This is a genomic window from Aeromonas sp. Marseille-Q7275 (assembly GCF_965119515.1).
The window spans coordinates 245110-259271 of the sequence record NZ_CBCPLW010000002.1 but is presented as its reverse complement, the minus strand read 5'-3'; the positions used below and the strand labels follow the sequence as shown (position 1 = coordinate 259271).

The 14162-nt window shown below is 66.2% G+C and carries 16 protein-coding genes; 8 read left to right on the top strand and 8 right to left on the bottom strand.

Features of this window, described 5'->3' with window-relative positions:
- Positions 1-52: 52 nt before the first annotated feature.
- Both ACWPWQ_RS03455 and ACWPWQ_RS03450 read right to left on the bottom strand, forming a co-directional pair.
- Positions 53-589, bottom strand: a complete 537-nt coding sequence (locus tag ACWPWQ_RS03455; RefSeq protein WP_454009007.1) for an MgtC/SapB family protein — start codon at positions 587-589, stop codon at positions 53-55.
- A gap of 24 nt (positions 590-613) precedes the next feature.
- Positions 614-2056 carry a RimK family protein gene (locus tag ACWPWQ_RS03450; protein WP_454009006.1) on the bottom strand — a complete coding sequence of 481 codons (1443 nt, stop codon included), beginning with the start codon at positions 2054-2056 and terminating at the stop codon, positions 614-616.
- A 186-nt stretch (positions 2057-2242) separates the two neighbouring features.
- Between ACWPWQ_RS03450 and ACWPWQ_RS03445 the strand changes: the two genes are divergently transcribed.
- The 4 genes from ACWPWQ_RS03445 to ACWPWQ_RS03430 all read left to right on the top strand — a co-directional run bounded on the left by ACWPWQ_RS03445 (position 2243) and on the right by ACWPWQ_RS03430 (position 4399).
- Positions 2243-2716, top strand: coding sequence for an N-acetyltransferase family protein (locus tag ACWPWQ_RS03445; RefSeq protein WP_454009005.1), 474 nt, complete (start codon positions 2243-2245; stop codon positions 2714-2716).
- Positions 2713-2958, top strand: coding sequence for a DUF3624 family protein (locus ACWPWQ_RS03440; RefSeq protein WP_247627351.1), 246 nt, complete (start codon positions 2713-2715; stop codon positions 2956-2958). The genes ACWPWQ_RS03445 and ACWPWQ_RS03440 overlap by 4 nt, the downstream gene beginning before the upstream one ends.
- 42 nt (positions 2959-3000) lie before the next feature.
- Entirely contained in the window at positions 3001-3747 is a 747-nt protein-coding gene (locus tag ACWPWQ_RS03435) for an SDR family oxidoreductase (protein ID WP_139439181.1), read from the top strand.
- 214 nt (positions 3748-3961) lie between these two features.
- On the top strand, positions 3962-4399 hold the full coding sequence (locus ACWPWQ_RS03430) for a hypothetical protein (protein WP_454009004.1): 438 nt from the start codon (positions 3962-3964) through the stop codon (positions 4397-4399).
- Between the two features lie 114 nt (positions 4400-4513).
- Here the strand turns inward: ACWPWQ_RS03430 and ACWPWQ_RS03425 are convergent, their stop codons facing one another.
- Complete coding sequence (locus ACWPWQ_RS03425) at positions 4514-5098, bottom strand: hypothetical protein (protein WP_247627349.1); 585 nt, start codon at positions 5096-5098, stop codon at positions 4514-4516.
- A gap of 357 nt (positions 5099-5455) precedes the next feature.
- Between ACWPWQ_RS03425 and ACWPWQ_RS03420 the strand changes: the two genes are divergently transcribed.
- Positions 5456-6631, top strand: a complete 1176-nt coding sequence (locus ACWPWQ_RS03420; protein WP_454009003.1) for an iron-containing alcohol dehydrogenase — start codon at positions 5456-5458, stop codon at positions 6629-6631.
- Between the two features lie 296 nt (positions 6632-6927).
- Here the strand turns inward: ACWPWQ_RS03420 and ACWPWQ_RS03415 are convergent, their stop codons facing one another.
- From ACWPWQ_RS03415 to ACWPWQ_RS03405, 3 genes are all read right to left on the bottom strand, one after another.
- Entirely contained in the window at positions 6928-7554 is a 627-nt protein-coding gene (locus ACWPWQ_RS03415) for a glutathione S-transferase family protein (RefSeq protein WP_454009002.1), read from the bottom strand.
- 101 nt (positions 7555-7655) lie between these two features.
- A complete protein-coding gene (locus ACWPWQ_RS03410) occupies positions 7656-8924 on the bottom strand; it encodes an O-acetylhomoserine aminocarboxypropyltransferase/cysteine synthase family protein (RefSeq protein WP_454009001.1) in 1269 nt (422 codons plus the stop codon).
- Between the two features lie 155 nt (positions 8925-9079).
- Positions 9080-9256 carry a hypothetical protein gene (locus ACWPWQ_RS03405; protein ID WP_454009000.1) on the bottom strand — a complete coding sequence of 59 codons (177 nt, stop codon included), beginning with the start codon at positions 9254-9256 and terminating at the stop codon, positions 9080-9082.
- A gap of 100 nt (positions 9257-9356) precedes the next feature.
- On the opposite strand from ACWPWQ_RS03405, the gene sgrR reads away from it, so the two are divergent.
- The 3 genes from sgrR to ACWPWQ_RS03390 are packed head-to-tail and all read left to right on the top strand — an operon-like array spanning position 9357 to position 12285.
- Positions 9357-11096: an HTH-type transcriptional regulator SgrR gene (gene sgrR / locus ACWPWQ_RS03400; RefSeq protein WP_454008999.1), complete on the top strand. Its 1740-nt coding sequence runs from the start codon at positions 9357-9359 to the stop codon at positions 11094-11096.
- Between the two features lie 50 nt (positions 11097-11146).
- The gene (locus tag ACWPWQ_RS03395; protein ID WP_139439167.1) at positions 11147-11542 is read left to right on the top strand and encodes an acyl-CoA thioesterase; all 396 of its coding nucleotides are present in this window, start codon (positions 11147-11149) and stop codon (positions 11540-11542) included.
- 29 nt (positions 11543-11571) lie between these two features.
- On the top strand, positions 11572-12285 hold the full coding sequence (locus ACWPWQ_RS03390; RefSeq protein ID WP_265436475.1) for a hypothetical protein: 714 nt from the start codon (positions 11572-11574) through the stop codon (positions 12283-12285).
- Positions 12286-12333: 48 nt separating this feature from the next.
- Here the strand turns inward: ACWPWQ_RS03390 and ACWPWQ_RS03385 are convergent, their stop codons facing one another.
- Both ACWPWQ_RS03385 and ACWPWQ_RS03380 read right to left on the bottom strand, forming a co-directional pair.
- Entirely contained in the window at positions 12334-13083 is a 750-nt protein-coding gene (locus ACWPWQ_RS03385) for a lipase secretion chaperone (RefSeq protein ID WP_454008998.1), read from the bottom strand.
- Entirely contained in the window at positions 13080-13991 is a 912-nt protein-coding gene (locus tag ACWPWQ_RS03380) for a lipase family alpha/beta hydrolase (protein ID WP_265436473.1), read from the bottom strand. The genes ACWPWQ_RS03385 and ACWPWQ_RS03380 overlap by 4 nt, the downstream gene beginning before the upstream one ends.
- Positions 13992-14162: the final 171 nt, after the last annotated feature.

Genomic DNA, 14162 nt, shown 5'->3' with positions numbered 1-14162 from the left:
ACAGCAAAAGGGCTCCCGCGGGAGCCCTTGTTGTTGCCAGCTGGCGGCAGGATCACTTCTCGAGACCACTGCCGAGCTCCTCCTGACGGGGGCTGGTCGGCGCGCCGCGCTCGTTGCCGTTGCGCCAGTGCTCCAGCCGGTTGTGCACGCCACGGCGCAGGCTCTTGAAGCTGGTCTCCAGGTAGTGAACCCCCACCAGGATCCCCAGGGTCACGCCGGTGAGCAGCACGGCCTGGTGCAGCATTCCCATGCCGATCAGGGCACCGAGGGCGGCCAGCATCCAGATGGTGGCGGCCGAGGTCACCCCCAGCACCTGACCATCCCGGGTCATCATGACCCCGGCACCGAGGAAGCCGATGCCGGTGATGAGCTGGCCCAGCACCCGCGCCTGATCCGCAGACTGCGGGCTGACGGCGGCGCCGATGGCGAGAAAGCAGTAAGTGCCAAGCACGATGAGGGAGGAGGTGCGAATGCCGACCGGCTTGCCGTGCAACTGCCGCTCCAGCCCCACCAGACCGCCACACACCAGACAGGCCAGAATGTTGTTCCAGCCAAGGGGCGCTATGTCCCACCACTGCATTGTCATCATACCCACCTCTGCCGATCCTGCTTGTTATCCTGCCGCGCTCTGCCCCCGGTTCTCCAGCCGTTGCCGGAAGGCCCTGGCCAGGCGCTCGTAGAGATCTTTGGCCTCTCTGTCTTCAATATCGCCACGTATCCAGGGATTGTCGATGATTTCCAGCAGCACGCAGCCCTGGCCCTGCTGGCGCAGATCCACCCCGAACAGGCCGTTGCCGAGCTGGTGCACGGCGCGGCGGGCGGTCTGCAACACCCGCTCCGGCACCTCGGTGAGAGGCAGCGCCTCGATCCGGCTCATGTCGAGGGGGTGCTTGCGGCGGCGGATGCGGTTGCCGGGCTCCGGCCGGTAGCGGCGGCAGGCGAACAGCGGCGAGCCGTCGAGAAAGCCGATGCGCCAGTCGAACTCGGCGGGGATCCGGCTCTGCACCAGCAGCAGGGCGGAGCGGCCCAGCCCCTCGTCCAGCAGGCGGGCGAGCTGGGTCTCGTCGCTCGCCATGGCGAGATCCCGGCCCTGGGCACCGTCGGGCACCTTCACCATCAGCGGCAGGCCGAGGCGCTGCACCAGCTCGTCCACCTGGTGGCGGCCGCGGCGGGTCACCACCATGGTGGGGGGCATGGGCACGCCGCTGCGCACCATCAGCTCGTAGAGGTAGAGCTTGTTGCTGCAGGCGAGGATGGCGCGGGAGCTGTCGATCACCGGCATCTTGAGCTGCTCGGCGCGGCGGGCGAACTCGAAGGTGTAGTGGCCGACCGCGGTCTCGGCCCGCAGCCAGAGGGTGTCGAACTCCGGCAGCCGCTCGATGGCGGAGGGGGCCAGTATCTCGGCCTGGATCCCCTGGGCGGCGGCGGCCTGGATGAAGCGCTCTATCGCCAGGACATCGCTGCTGGCCCGGCCATCGTTCTGATCCATCAGGATGGCGAGCTGATAGAGGGGCGCCGTCTGCTCCTCGCCCCCGGTGCCCACCAGCGCCTGGGCGTGCTGCACCATCAGCGCCTTCTCGCTCGGGCTCAGCGCCAGGGGGGAGAGGCTCTGCTGCTGGCGCACCGACCAGCCGTGACGACCTCGCTTGAGGGTCAGCTCCTGCAGCGGCAGCTGGCTCAGGCCGTAGTAGTAGCGGGCCAGCCCCGCCAGCTCGCTCTGCTCGCACTGGCCGAAGATGGCGCGCACCCGGATCCTGTCCTCGCTCTGGCGGGTCAGCCAGCCCTGCAGCTTGCGCCACAGCTTGGCCGGTGGCTGCTGGGGTTGCAGCCGGCTGATGGCCTGCAGCCCCGGCAGGCAGTGGTGGCTGCGGGCCTGGGCCAGCAATGAGCAGTAATAGCCCGCGCTCAGGTGCTCCAGACTGCGGCAGAGGTTGATGATGCGGGGGCGGCCGCCGGTGGTGGGCACGCCGTGTTGCAGGTAGGTGCGGGCGGTCAGCAGATAGTCGGCATGGCAGGGCCAGTCGCCCAGCTCGTCGACGATGACATAGGTACTCATATTTTCGGCTCCACAGAAAGGACTGCCCGAATAGGCAGGATCCCCAGTGGGCTTCGATGCACCGACAAGCACGACAATGGCGCGAGGGGAAACAAGAGGTTACAGTGCCTAATATTCTGCCTTGGTAACTTGTGATACAAGTCGCATTTCTGGTGCTGAGGATAAATAACCGAACAAGGACTCCCCGTGTTGACCGTGCGCGCGGCCCGAACCGATGATTTGGGCGCCATCGTTAAGCTGGAACGCTACTGTTTCCCCCCCGAGGTCGCCTTCGGCCGCAGCCGCTGGCACTACCTGCTCAGCCATGCCAGGGGGCGCACCCTGCTGCTGCTGGATGAGAAGGGGCAGTTGATGGGCTACCTCAGCGTGCTGGAGCACAGGGGCTGGGACAGGCTCATCATCCAGACCCTCGCCATTCGCTGGACGGTGCGCCGCCAGGGCTGGGCCCGGCGCCTGCTGGAGCAGGTGATCCGGGAAGGCCGCGAGGCAGGCTGGGGCGCCGTCCGGCTCGAAGTGGCCGATGCCAATCCCGAGGCCCAGACCCTCTACCATGGACTGGGGTTTCGCCCAAGGCTCAGGCTGCCGGATTACTACGGCCCGGGCCAGCATGCCCACCGGCTGGTGCTGGCGCTGGGGGATGAGCGACAGGAGACATCATGAGCTGTGACGACTGTCTGGCCACCGCCATCAAGGCCAAACTCGGGCGTTGCCCGATCTGTGCCATCCAGACCTTCGTCATCGGGGCCGTGGGCTGGCTGGTCTGGTGGTGGTGTGGCGCCGACACCTCGGTCAACGCCCTCACCGGCCTGTTGTTTGCCCTGGGGGGCAGCGGCCTGCTGCTGCTGCACCTGTCGGTCTTCCTCTGGCGCAAGGTGACGGGGCGCGAGCTGGATAATGAGTGAATTCTTTTTGTTTCAACCAGATAAATAACAATGGAGGTTCAGATGATCGCAATGGTAACGGGCGCCTCGTCCGGGTTTGGTGAGGCCATCAGCCGTCTGCTGGTGCAGGCTGGTTACAGGGTGATAGGTACCGGTCGCCGCGCCGAGCGGCTGGCCGCTCTGGCCGACGAGCTGGGTGAACAGTTCCTGCCGCTGGCGTTCGACGTGCAGGACAAGGCCGCCACCCGCGCCGCCATCGCCGGGCTGCCGGCCGAGTGGAGCGAGGTGGACCTGCTGGTCAACAACGCCGGGCTGGCGCTCGGGCTCGAGCCCGCCCACAAGGCGGATCTGGAAGACTGGGAGCAGATGATCGCCACCAACATCAGCGGCCTGACCTTGCTCACCCGGCTGCTGCTGCCGGGCATGGTGGCGCGCAATCGCGGCCACGTGGTCAACATCGGCTCCATCGCCGGCACCTACCCCTATCCGGGCGGCAACGTCTACGGCGCCACCAAGGCGTTCGTGAAGCAGTTCAGCCTGAACCTGCGGGCCGATCTGGCGGGCACCGCCCTCCGCGTCACCAACCTGGAGCCCGGCCTGTGCGGCGGCACCGAGTTCTCCAACGTGCGTTTCCACGGTGACGACGCCAAGGCGGCCACCGTCTATCAGGGGGTGCAGGCCATCCAGCCGGAGGACATCGCCAATACCGTGCTCTGGGTCAGCCAGCAGCCCGCCCACGTCAACATCAACAGCATAGAGATCATGCCGGTGGCCCAGACCTTCGGCCCGCTGCAGATCAGCCGTCGCTGAACCCCGTCTCGCCGGAATGAGAAGAGGCACTCCCGGGTGCCTCTTCTCGCTCTGTTTTCTATCCAGCCCACCGCCCCCGTCTGGCGCCATCCACCCTCTATCCCAGATAGCTGCCAGCTGGTGGTCAAGTTGGCCTGCAACTTGCTGAGTCATGGTGATTGGCGGGGAGTGTCTCCCCGGACGCCGGTTTGGCCGGCAGCAGCTTGGAGCCTTCATGGACATCAAACCCTATGGTCAGCAACTCGCCCAGAGTGCGTCCCACAGCCGTGCCCTGGCCACCCTCAGTGGCGATGACAGCCAGCAGGGGAGCTGGGATCTGCAGGTCAGCCTCTCCAGCCAGGTGCTGACCGGCAAGGCGCAGCAGGTACTGACTTACGAGCATCTGGCCAGAAGCGGCAAGAGCGCCTCCCTGGCCGGGAGCGCCAACAATACGGTGGTGCAGCAGCTGGTGGACAAGGCACTCGGCTTCGATCGCAAAAAATTTGACGATCTCGAGAGCCAGATCAAAGGGGTGGCCGACAACAAGACGCTCTCGGCCGAAGAGCGGGAGACCCAGACCCGAGCCCTGACCGAGCAGCGTGATGCCATGCTCAAGGCGGCCATGGACAGGCTCACCGGCAAGTCGTCGAGCGGGCAAAGCACCCAGGCCTGATACCACCGACCCAAACGGCAATCTTTGGTGTCGGGTGGGCAAGATGTTGCCCCGGATGCCGGGGAGGGATGAAGCAGGGAGCGCCAGCGCCCTCCCTGCCGCAGACGGTGTGCCTCAGGGCTGTTTGGGCACGATTCCTATGGCGATGGCCGTGGTCTGGACGGCCTTGATCTGATCCCCCTTGGCGATCAGGGCGAACTGGGCCGGATCCCTCACCTTGAGGGTGAGGGTATTGTCCACCCCCTTGACCCTGATGGTCTGCTGCGCCTTGTCGACGTCGATGACGTCGGCATAGATGGTGACCTGCATGCCAGCCCCGGCGCCCGGTTGCTGGCCGGCGGCCGCCTTGCTCCCCTCGACCTCCACCACCCGCTTTCTCACGCCGGCGGTGCCCTTGAGCAGCTCGAGATCCAGCAGCTGCAGGTATCGCAGCGCCACCACGTCCCCCACCTTGAGGTTCTGGAGGTTGGTCACCTCTTCCCCGGCGACCAGATCGAAGGTCTCGCCTTCGGCATTCTTCAGGCTGATCTTGCGGGTCGCGAGATCGAGGGCGGTGACGGTCGCCTCGGCCTTCACCTCTTCTGCCAGGCTGGCCTGGCCCGGAGTGACGGCCACATTGGCGGTCACCTCGGCGGCCTGTATCAGGGGATTGACACAGAGAGTGAGCACTCCTGCGATCCATGCGTGCTTCAGTTTCATGATTAGACCCTATGGCTGGAAAACAGAACCCCGTGAGAGGCGTCAGGATGACGACATGGCGCGGCGCCATGACGGAGCAGGGGAGTGAGCCCCCTGCTCCAGTGACACCATAGCAAAGTCACACCTGAGTACCATCATGCCAAAGAGTGCGCATCACCATTTTGATGGCTCGCTCCCGTTTTTTGACCTGATGGGATGACGGCATGGCGCGGCGCCATGAGGGAGCAGGGGACTGCGCCAGTGACACCATGGAAAGTCATGCCTGAGTACCATGATCCCAAAGGGGGGGCATCACCATGTTGATGGCTCGCTCCCGTTTTTTGACCTGATGGTATGGCTGGCGCACAATCCCCCTGCATGCATTCAACCGAGGGCTCTGCCGTGTACAACTTCCAATATGCCAATCCCACCCGCGTCTGTTTCGGGGAGGGCCAGATAGCCACGCTGCCGGAGCTGATCCCGGCGGGCAGCCGTCTGCTGGTGCTCTACGGCGGTGGCAGCATCAAGCAGAACGGCGTCTATGAGCAGTTGACCCAGGCGCTGGCGGGCAGGGAGTGGCTGGAGTTTCCCGGCATAGGTGCCAACCCCCAGTACGATCAGCTGATGGAGGCGGTGGCCCTGGTCAAGCGCGAGCGCATCGACTTCCTGCTGGCGGTAGGCGGCGGATCCGTGGTGGATGGCACCAAGTTCGTGGCCGCCGCGGCCTGCTTCGAGGGGGAGGATCCCTGGGACATCCTGCTGGAGAAGGCGCCGATCAAGGGGGCGCTGCCGCTCGGCTGCGTGCTGACCCTGCCTGCCACCGGCTCCGAGAGCAATCCCGCCGCCGTGGTGAGCCGGGGAGAGGCCAAGCTCTCCTTCTACAATCCGCTGGTGCTGCCCCGGTTTGCGGTGCTGGATCCCACCACCACCTACAGCCTGCCGGTACGCCAGGTGGGCAACGGCGTGGTGGATGCCTTCGTCCATATTCTGGAGCAGTACCTTACCTTCCCGGTGGGAGGGGATGTGCAGGATCGGCTGGCGGAGGGCCTGCTGCAGGTGCTGGTGGACAACGGCCCGCGGGCGCTGACGGAGCCCACCAACTACCAGGTGCGGGCCAACCTGATGTGGGCCGCCAGCCTGGCCCTCAACGGCCTCATCGGGCGCGGCGTGCCCCAGGACTGGTCCACCCATGCCATAGGTCACCAGCTCACCGCCCTGCACGGGCTGGATCATGCCCAGAGCCTGGCGGTGGTGCTGCCCTCCTTGCTGCGGGAACAGGCGGCCCAGAAGCAGGAGAAGCTGGCCCAGTTCGCCGAGCGGGTCTGGCACTCCCGCCGGGAGGACAAGGCGCTGCGCATCGAGGAGGCCATCATCCGCACCGAGCAGTTCTTCCAGCAGATGGGAGTGGGCACCCGACTCGCCGACTACGGCCTGAACGAGAGCTGCATCCCCGCCATCTGCTCCAACCTCAAGCGCTTCGGGCTGACCGCCCTGGGTGAGCAGCAAGATATCGATCCCGACAAGGTGGCGCGGATCCTCTCCCACGCGCTGTGATCCCTGCGTTCTGTCTGCTCCAACCTCAAGCGCTTCGGGCTGACCGCCCTGGGTGAGCAGCAGGACATAGATCCGGACAAGGTAGCGCGGATCCTCTCCCACGCGCTGTGATCCCTGCGTTCTGTCTGCTCCAACCTCAAGCGCTTCGGGCTGACCGCCCTGGGTGAGCAGCAGGACATAGATCCGGACAAGGTAGCCAGGATCCTCTCCCACGCGCTCTAGACTCCGGCTTCCGAGCTGAAAAGAAAACGCCCCGAGTTCGGGGCGTTTTGCATGCTGTGGCGAGGTGCCGGGGCTCAGGTCCCCTGATCCAGCTCGCGCTCCAGGGCTGCCGCCTTCTGGCGGGCCGGATGGGTATTGAGCCGCTGCCAGTAGGCCTCAAGGTGCGGGAACCGGGCCAGCTGGCCGCCTTGGGCCAGCAGATCCAACAGGAAGGAGTTCATGATGTCGGCGCCGGAGAGGCGATCCCCCACCAGATAGCGGCGGCTTGCCAGCACCTCGTTGAGATAGCCCAGCACCTTGGCGCACTCCGCCTGGGCGTAGCCCGGCAGGAAGCGCATCGGGCTGCCATCCTTGCGCACGAACATGTCCAGCAGCAGCGGCAATATGCCGGAGCTCTCGGCGAAGTGGATCCATTGCAGGTACTCGGGGTAGTCGGGGCTGTCGGTGGCTGGGGCCAGCCGCTCGGGGGCGTGGCGGGCTATCAGGTACTCGGTGATGGCGCCGGATTCTGCCAGCACCCGCCCGTCGAACTCGATGACCGGCGACTTGCCGAGGGGGTGGATGGCCTTGAGTTCGGGCGGTGCCAAAAAGGTGGTGGCGTCGCGCTGGTAGGCCTTGATCTCGTAGGGCAGGCCCAGCTCCTCGAGCAGCCAGATGATGCGTTGGGAGCGGGACTTGTTCAGGTGGTGCAGGACTATCATGGGAACCTCGATTCGGTGGCGGGATGGAGTGTACGAAGGGGCGAGGCAAGTGGTTCACCGATGGACAAAAAAGAGCGGGCAGATGCCCGCTCCGTGCCGACTCAGGCTTCCAGCGCCTGATCCAGGTCCGCCAGTATGTCTTCGATCGCCTCGATCCCGACCGACAGCCGGATCATCTCCGGCTTGACCCCGGCCTTGGCCTGCTCGTCTTCGCTCAGCTGGCGGTGGGTGGTGGAGGCGGGGTGGCAGGCCAGGGACTTGGCATCCCCTATGTTGACCAGCCGCTTGAAGATCTTCAGCGCATCGTAGAAGCGCACCCCGGCCTCATACCCTTCCTTCAGACCGAAGGAGAGGATGGCCGAGGGACGGCCGCCCATGTACTTCTCCGCCAGCGGATAGTGGGGGTGACCCGGCAGACCGGCGTAGCTGACCCAGGCCACCTTGGGGTGATGCCTGAGGTGGTGGGCCACCCGCAGGGCGTTGTCCACGTGGCGCTCCATGCGCAGGCTCAGGGTCTCCAGCCCCTGCAGCAGCAGGAAGGCGTTCATCGGCGCCAGGGCCGCCCCCGTGTTGCGCAGGGGCACTGTGCGCACCCGGCCGATGAAGGCGGCCGGGCCAAAGGCTTCGGTGTAGACCACCCCGTGATAGGAGGGCTCGGGCCGGGTGAGCTGGGGAAAGCGCTCGGCGTGATCCGCCCAGGGGAACTTGCCCGAGTCGACGATGACGCCGCCCAGGGAGTTGCCGTGACCACCGACATACTTGGTCAGGCTGTGCACCACTATGTCGGCGCCGTGCTCTATGGGTTTGCACAGCACCGGGGTGGCGACCGTGTTGTCGACGATGAGGGGCACGCCGCGGGCGTGGGCCACCTTGGCGAAGGCGGCCAGATCGACGATGTTGCCCGCCGGGTTGCCTATGCTCTCGCAATAGACCGCCTTGGTCCTGTCGTCGATGAGGGCGGCGATGGCCTCGGCGCTGTCATCCTTGGCGAAGCGCACCTCGACCCCGAAGCTCGGCAGCATGTGGGCGAACAGGGTGTAGGTGCCGCCGTAGAGCTGGGGGGTGGAGACTATGTTGTCGCCGGCGGCGGTCAGCGCCTGGATGGCGTAGGTGATGGCGGCGGAACCCGCCGAGACCACCAGCCCGGCGATGCCCCCCTCCAGGGCGGCCATCCGCTGTTCCAGCACGTCGTTGGTGGGGTTCATGATGCGGGTGTAGATGTTGCCGGGCACCGCCAGGTTGAACAGATCCGCCCCGTGCTGGGCGCTGTCGAACTCGTAGGCCACCGTCTGGTAGATGGGCACGGCCACCGCCTTGGTGGTGGGGTCGCTGGAAAAGCCGTGGTGCAGGGCCAGGGTCGCATCTTTCATCACACACTCCTTGTTGGACGTCGTCGCCATTATGGATGGATAGACGTCCAATCTAGCAGGCCCTGTGCCGATGTAAACCACCCAATCCGGCAAAGCATTGTCAGGGGCTTGCAGTGATCCTGCCGCGCCCTTTCCCGTCCGGAGTCCTGGCCCGATCAGAGGCGGCGACGATACTCCCTGTCGTCTATCTGGTGCATGTCCCACTGCATCAGGCGGTTGAGCTGCTGCATGGGATCCTCGATCAGGGTCAGGGGGCGGGGCTGGATCCGGCGGAAGTAGCGGCGCAGGATCTGCTGGATCCGGTTCGGTGCATGGGGGTTGGTCTGGCTCATGATGGTGCTCCTGTGCTGTGGTGCTCACGTTCGCCAACAGTATTGAGCTAAAATGAGGAAGTAAAAACTGACGACTTGATTGACAAGGATTTCCTCTTTTATGCCCAGCCGCCGCCTCTACCAGCAATTTCAACGGCTCGCCCAGCAGCTTGGCTGTGATGAGCGGGAGACCAGCCTCGCCGAGGTGGCGGATCTGCTCTGCTGCACCCCGCGCAACGCCCGCCTGCTGCTGCGCCGCATGCAGGATCAGGGCTGGCTCAGCTGGTCGGCGGAGGCCGGGCGGGGGCGGCGCTCCCGGCTCATCTTGCTGGACAATCAGGAGAGCCTGACTCGCCGCCGCCTGCGGGATCTGCTGAGCCAGGGCCAGCTCGCCCAGGCGGTGCGGCTGGCGGAGGGACGGCTGGACTTGCTCACCCCGCTGCTCATCGAGCAGCTCGGTCAGGCCACCCGGGAGGGGCGCCAGATCCTGCGGGTGCCCTACTACCGGCCGCTGCCCCACCTGCTGCCCACGGATCCCCTGCGCCGCTCCGAGGTGCACCTCAGCCGCCAGATCTTCAACGGCCTCACCCGGCGAAATGAGGAAAATGGGGAAATCGAGGGGGATCTGGCCCACCACTGGGAGTGTCTGGGCCCCTGTCACTGGCGCTTCTACCTGCGCCCGGCGGTGCGCTTTCACCACGGCCGCGAGCTGGCGGTGGAAGATGTGATGGAGAGCCTGCTCGGCCTGCGGGATCGCCCGCTGTTTGCCCACCTCGCCCGGCTGGAGAGTCGCTGGCCGCGCACCCTAGATCTGCACCTCGACAGCCCGGATCCTCTGCTATTGCACCTGCTGGCGGAGCCGGTGGCGGCCATCCTGCCCCGCGAGCTCAAGGGGGAGGCGGGCTTTGCCCTGCACCCGGTCGGCACCGGCCCCTACAGGGTCACCGCCAACGATCCCCTGCAGCTGTGCCTTGCGGCCTTCGACGACTACTTCGGGCTGCGGGCCCTGCTCGACGAGATCGACATCTGGATGCTGCCGGAGCTGGCGGAACGGCTGGAGAGCCACCTGCAACTGGGGCGCGACAGCCCCGAGCTCGGCACCATGCGCGGCGAGTCCGAGTTGGAATCGGGCTGCTACTTCCTGCTGCAGGACGACAGATCCCTCCCGCTGCAGGATCCCGCCCTGCGCCAGTGGCTGACCCGGCTGCTCAACCCCATCGCCCTGATGGGGCGGGTCGCCCCCGAGCTGCAACGGGGCTGGACCAGTGCCCTCGGCCTGCTGCCCCACTGGCGCGAAGCCCTGCCCGCCGAGGAGCCTCAACCTGCGCTGTTGCCGACCCGGCTGGTGCTGGCCTGTTTCAACCAGCATCTGGAGTTCAACGAGTGTGCCAATGCCATGGCCAGCCTGCTGGCAGAGCAGGGGATCCGGCTCGAGGTGCGCACCCTGGATTACGGCCGCTGGGTGAGCGGGGAGGATCAAGACGTGGATCTCTGGCTCGGCACTCTGAACCTGGAGCACGAACACGCCTTCGCCCCCTACGCCTGGCTGCAGGGCACCCCGCTGCTGCGCCGGGTATGGGGGGGCCAGCAGGCCCTGTGGCAGGGATTGACGCAGTGGCGCGCCAGCGGCGCCGAGCCAGGCCCGCGGGCCTTGCTGGCCGAGGTGCAGCGCCAGGGCTGGTTTGTGCCGCTGTTTCATCACTGGCTGGAGCTGGAGAGCCGGGTCGGCGTGCACGGGGTGCGCATGACGGCCCTCGGCTGGTTCGATTTTCGCAGCGCCTGGCTCAAACCCGAGCAGGGGATGGCGGCGCCGGAAACCGGAGGCGGCTCCCACCCGGATGCCGGGACGCTTGAGTCATAAGGGTTGGCGCGCTAGCCTGTGCGCGGTCCCACGACAAGGAGTCGATATCCATGCTGGAAATGCAGATCCAACCCCGTTTTCAAGAGACGGACGCCCTCGGCCACATCAACAATACGGTGCCGGCGGTCTGGTTTGAATCGGCCCGTGATCCCCTGTTCCGCCTCTTCTCTCCCGAGCTGGATGTGCACAACTGGCATCTGATCATCGCGGGCTATGCGGTGCAGTTCAAACGGGAGCTGTTCTATGGTCAGCAGGTATTGATCAAGACGGGGGTGCGGCGCATCGGCACCAGCTCCTTCACCCTCTGGCAGGAGGCCTGGCAGGGGGGCGAGCTGGCGGTGACCGCCGAGACGACCCTGATCCATTTTGACTACCAGACCCGTCAGTCCATCCCCCTGAGTGACGCGCACCGGGAGGGGCTGAGGGCCTGGCTGGTAGAGAGTTAACCTGGCCTTTTGGCCATCACAGGACACTTATGCGCAAGACAGCGATCGCCCTGAGCCTCGGCTTGGGACTGGGACTCTGCTCCCTGCCTTCTCTGGCCACCACCCTGGCCGAGCAGTTCACCCTGATGGAGAAGGGGGCCGACTATGGTCTCGACACCCGGCTGTTCAGCCATGACGGTGTGGACATCAAGGCCTGGATCGACGGGGTTCCCGTCATCATAGCCGTGCCCATACTGAACGAGCAGGGCAAGCAGGAGGGGGAGAGCCGCTACTACTTCAAGGGGGGCAAGCTGTTCGGGGTGAAGGAGCCCGCCGCCCAGTTCGCCTTCGATGACGGCGGCAAGTTGACTCAGTGGCTGGATGAGAAGGGGCAGCCCGCCGAGTTCGTCAGCAAGATGAGCATGCAGCAGCGGGAGGCCTGGCTCACCAAACGGGCGGCCGAGCTGAGCGCGCTGTTCGTGCCGAGTCAGGCGGAGCAGCAGGCCGGCGAAGGCGGCGTCAAGCTGAAGGGGGCCGAGCTGACCCGGTGGCTCTGCAACGGCAAGCTGATGGCGCTGGCCAAGGGCGACAAGGTGACCTTCGAGCAGGCCAGGCTCAAGACGGGCGCTGAGGGCATGAAGGGGGAGGTCTCCCTGCGCCAGGAGAAGGGGTGGCAGGATCTCTGCCTCACCTGCGAGGTACAGGGCACCCAGGTGACCCGCCTCACCTGGCAGCCGCTGCCGGGAGCCAACAAGCCGCAATGAGTGCAGTGACAGCATGAAGCGAGGGGGCCGTCGGGGCCCCCTCGCCATTTATGGCCGCTCCCCGAGTCTCTGCCGGGTCAGCGCCTCCACCCGCCGCCACTGCCCAGGCTCGAACCAGCGCGCCAGGATCGCCTGCTGCTGCTCGGCCCTGTCCAGGGGGAGCAGGGGCTCGAGTTCCGCCAGATAGCCCGCCAGCTGCCGATCGAACCCTTGCTGGCTCTGCGCCAGCTGGCGCAGCCGATCCACCGCCTCAGGCCCCAGCTGTTCCAGCAGCACGGCGTCCCGTTCGGCGGGGGAGAGCCGCTCCAGGCGCTGCAGATCGCCGAGCAGGCGGCCGTTGGCCTCGGCCTCCCTGAACCACTGGGGCTGCTCCGCCAGCCAGAGCGCCAGCTCTTCCCCCAGCATCACCCTGTCGGCGGCGTCGGCCTCTGCCAGCGCCTTGCGCCTCAGGGTCCACTGCTCCATCAGCCTCTCTTCGGCAAACAGCGACGCCTGCTCGGCGGGGCTGAAGTGTTGCCGGCGCAGCCGTTCACGCTCGTCAAACAGCAGCTGCAGGCTGGCGAGGCCGGGATCCGTCGGCACCGTCAGGCTCCCTTCCGCCCGCAGAAACTGCCGGTAGCGGGCCAGCATGGCGTCCTCTTCGTCCGCCTCGCCCTGCTCCAGCCGCTGGGCCAGCTGGTGGCGCAGGGCTCCCCGCTCGGGGGCTGCCGCCAGATCAGGGGCAGGCTCGGGCCAGAGCAGGAGTGTACCCAGCAGGGCCGCGCCCAGGGAGAGGGCGACCAGCAGGAGCCGTCTCATAGCCCCAGCCTCTGCAAGCGGTTGGCATGCTGGCGATAGAGGGTGACGGGATCCGTGTCGAACAGGTGGTGGATGCCGAACGACTGGTTCACCTCGTCCAGGTGGTTCATCCGGTAAGCCGTGCCTATCACCTTGCCGAGGTGGCTGCTGCAGACCCCGACCAGGCCGTCATTGGGCTCGTGAAAGAAGGTGCCGGTCAGGGCCAGCGCCGGATCCACCGGATCCAGTATGTTGGTCATGTTGCCGCGCCCGCTCCAGGAGAAGTAGTAGACGCCGTTGTCGGCCAGCAGGGGCCCCTCGCCGCAGTGCTGGCTGGGCAGTCCTTCCGGATAGCGCTGGTTGAAGCGCTGGGCACCGGCGCTGGTCAAGGCATCGAGGGAGGCGAGGGGATCCTGGGGCAGGTCACTGCCGCCGGAGAGCAGCGAGATGACCCCGGAGAGCGCCGAGGCGGCGGCCACCGCCAACTGCTCGGCCACCGAGCCCGGCGCCACCCTGGCGCGCACCAGATCGGCGATCTCGGAGCCCTGGTTGACGCCCCCCACGCTGGTGGCGGAGGCGACCAGCTCGGGGGCGACCGAGGCCACATAGCGAATGGTGGGGCCGCCGTGGGAGTGACCTATGAGGTTCACCTTGTCGGCCCCCGTGATGGCGAGTACCTGCTGTACCTGCCTGAGCAACTGCTCGCCGCGCAACTCCGAACTCTGGGTGGCGGAGACCTGTGCCACGTAGACGCGGGCGCCGTCCCGGGTCAGGGCCTGGGGAATGCCGTAGAAATAGTCGACCCCGAGCAGCTTGTCGAAGCCGAACAGCCCGTGCACCAGCACTATGGGGTAGCGGGTCTGGGTATAGCCGGCCCCCTGGCCCAGCATGGGCAGGGCGCACAGAAGCACCAATAGCCATCTTTTCATCTTCACCATCCTTGTGAAAACCGACTGCGCTCCGGCAGCCACCGGCCTCATGCCAGTAGCAGCAGCATGGTAGCTGAACTCAAATGTATCTGTGGATGGGATCACTAAACCGGGGATTGCAGAAAAACCCTACCCATATGGGCAAAAAGAGGTCGCACCAACTATTCCTTG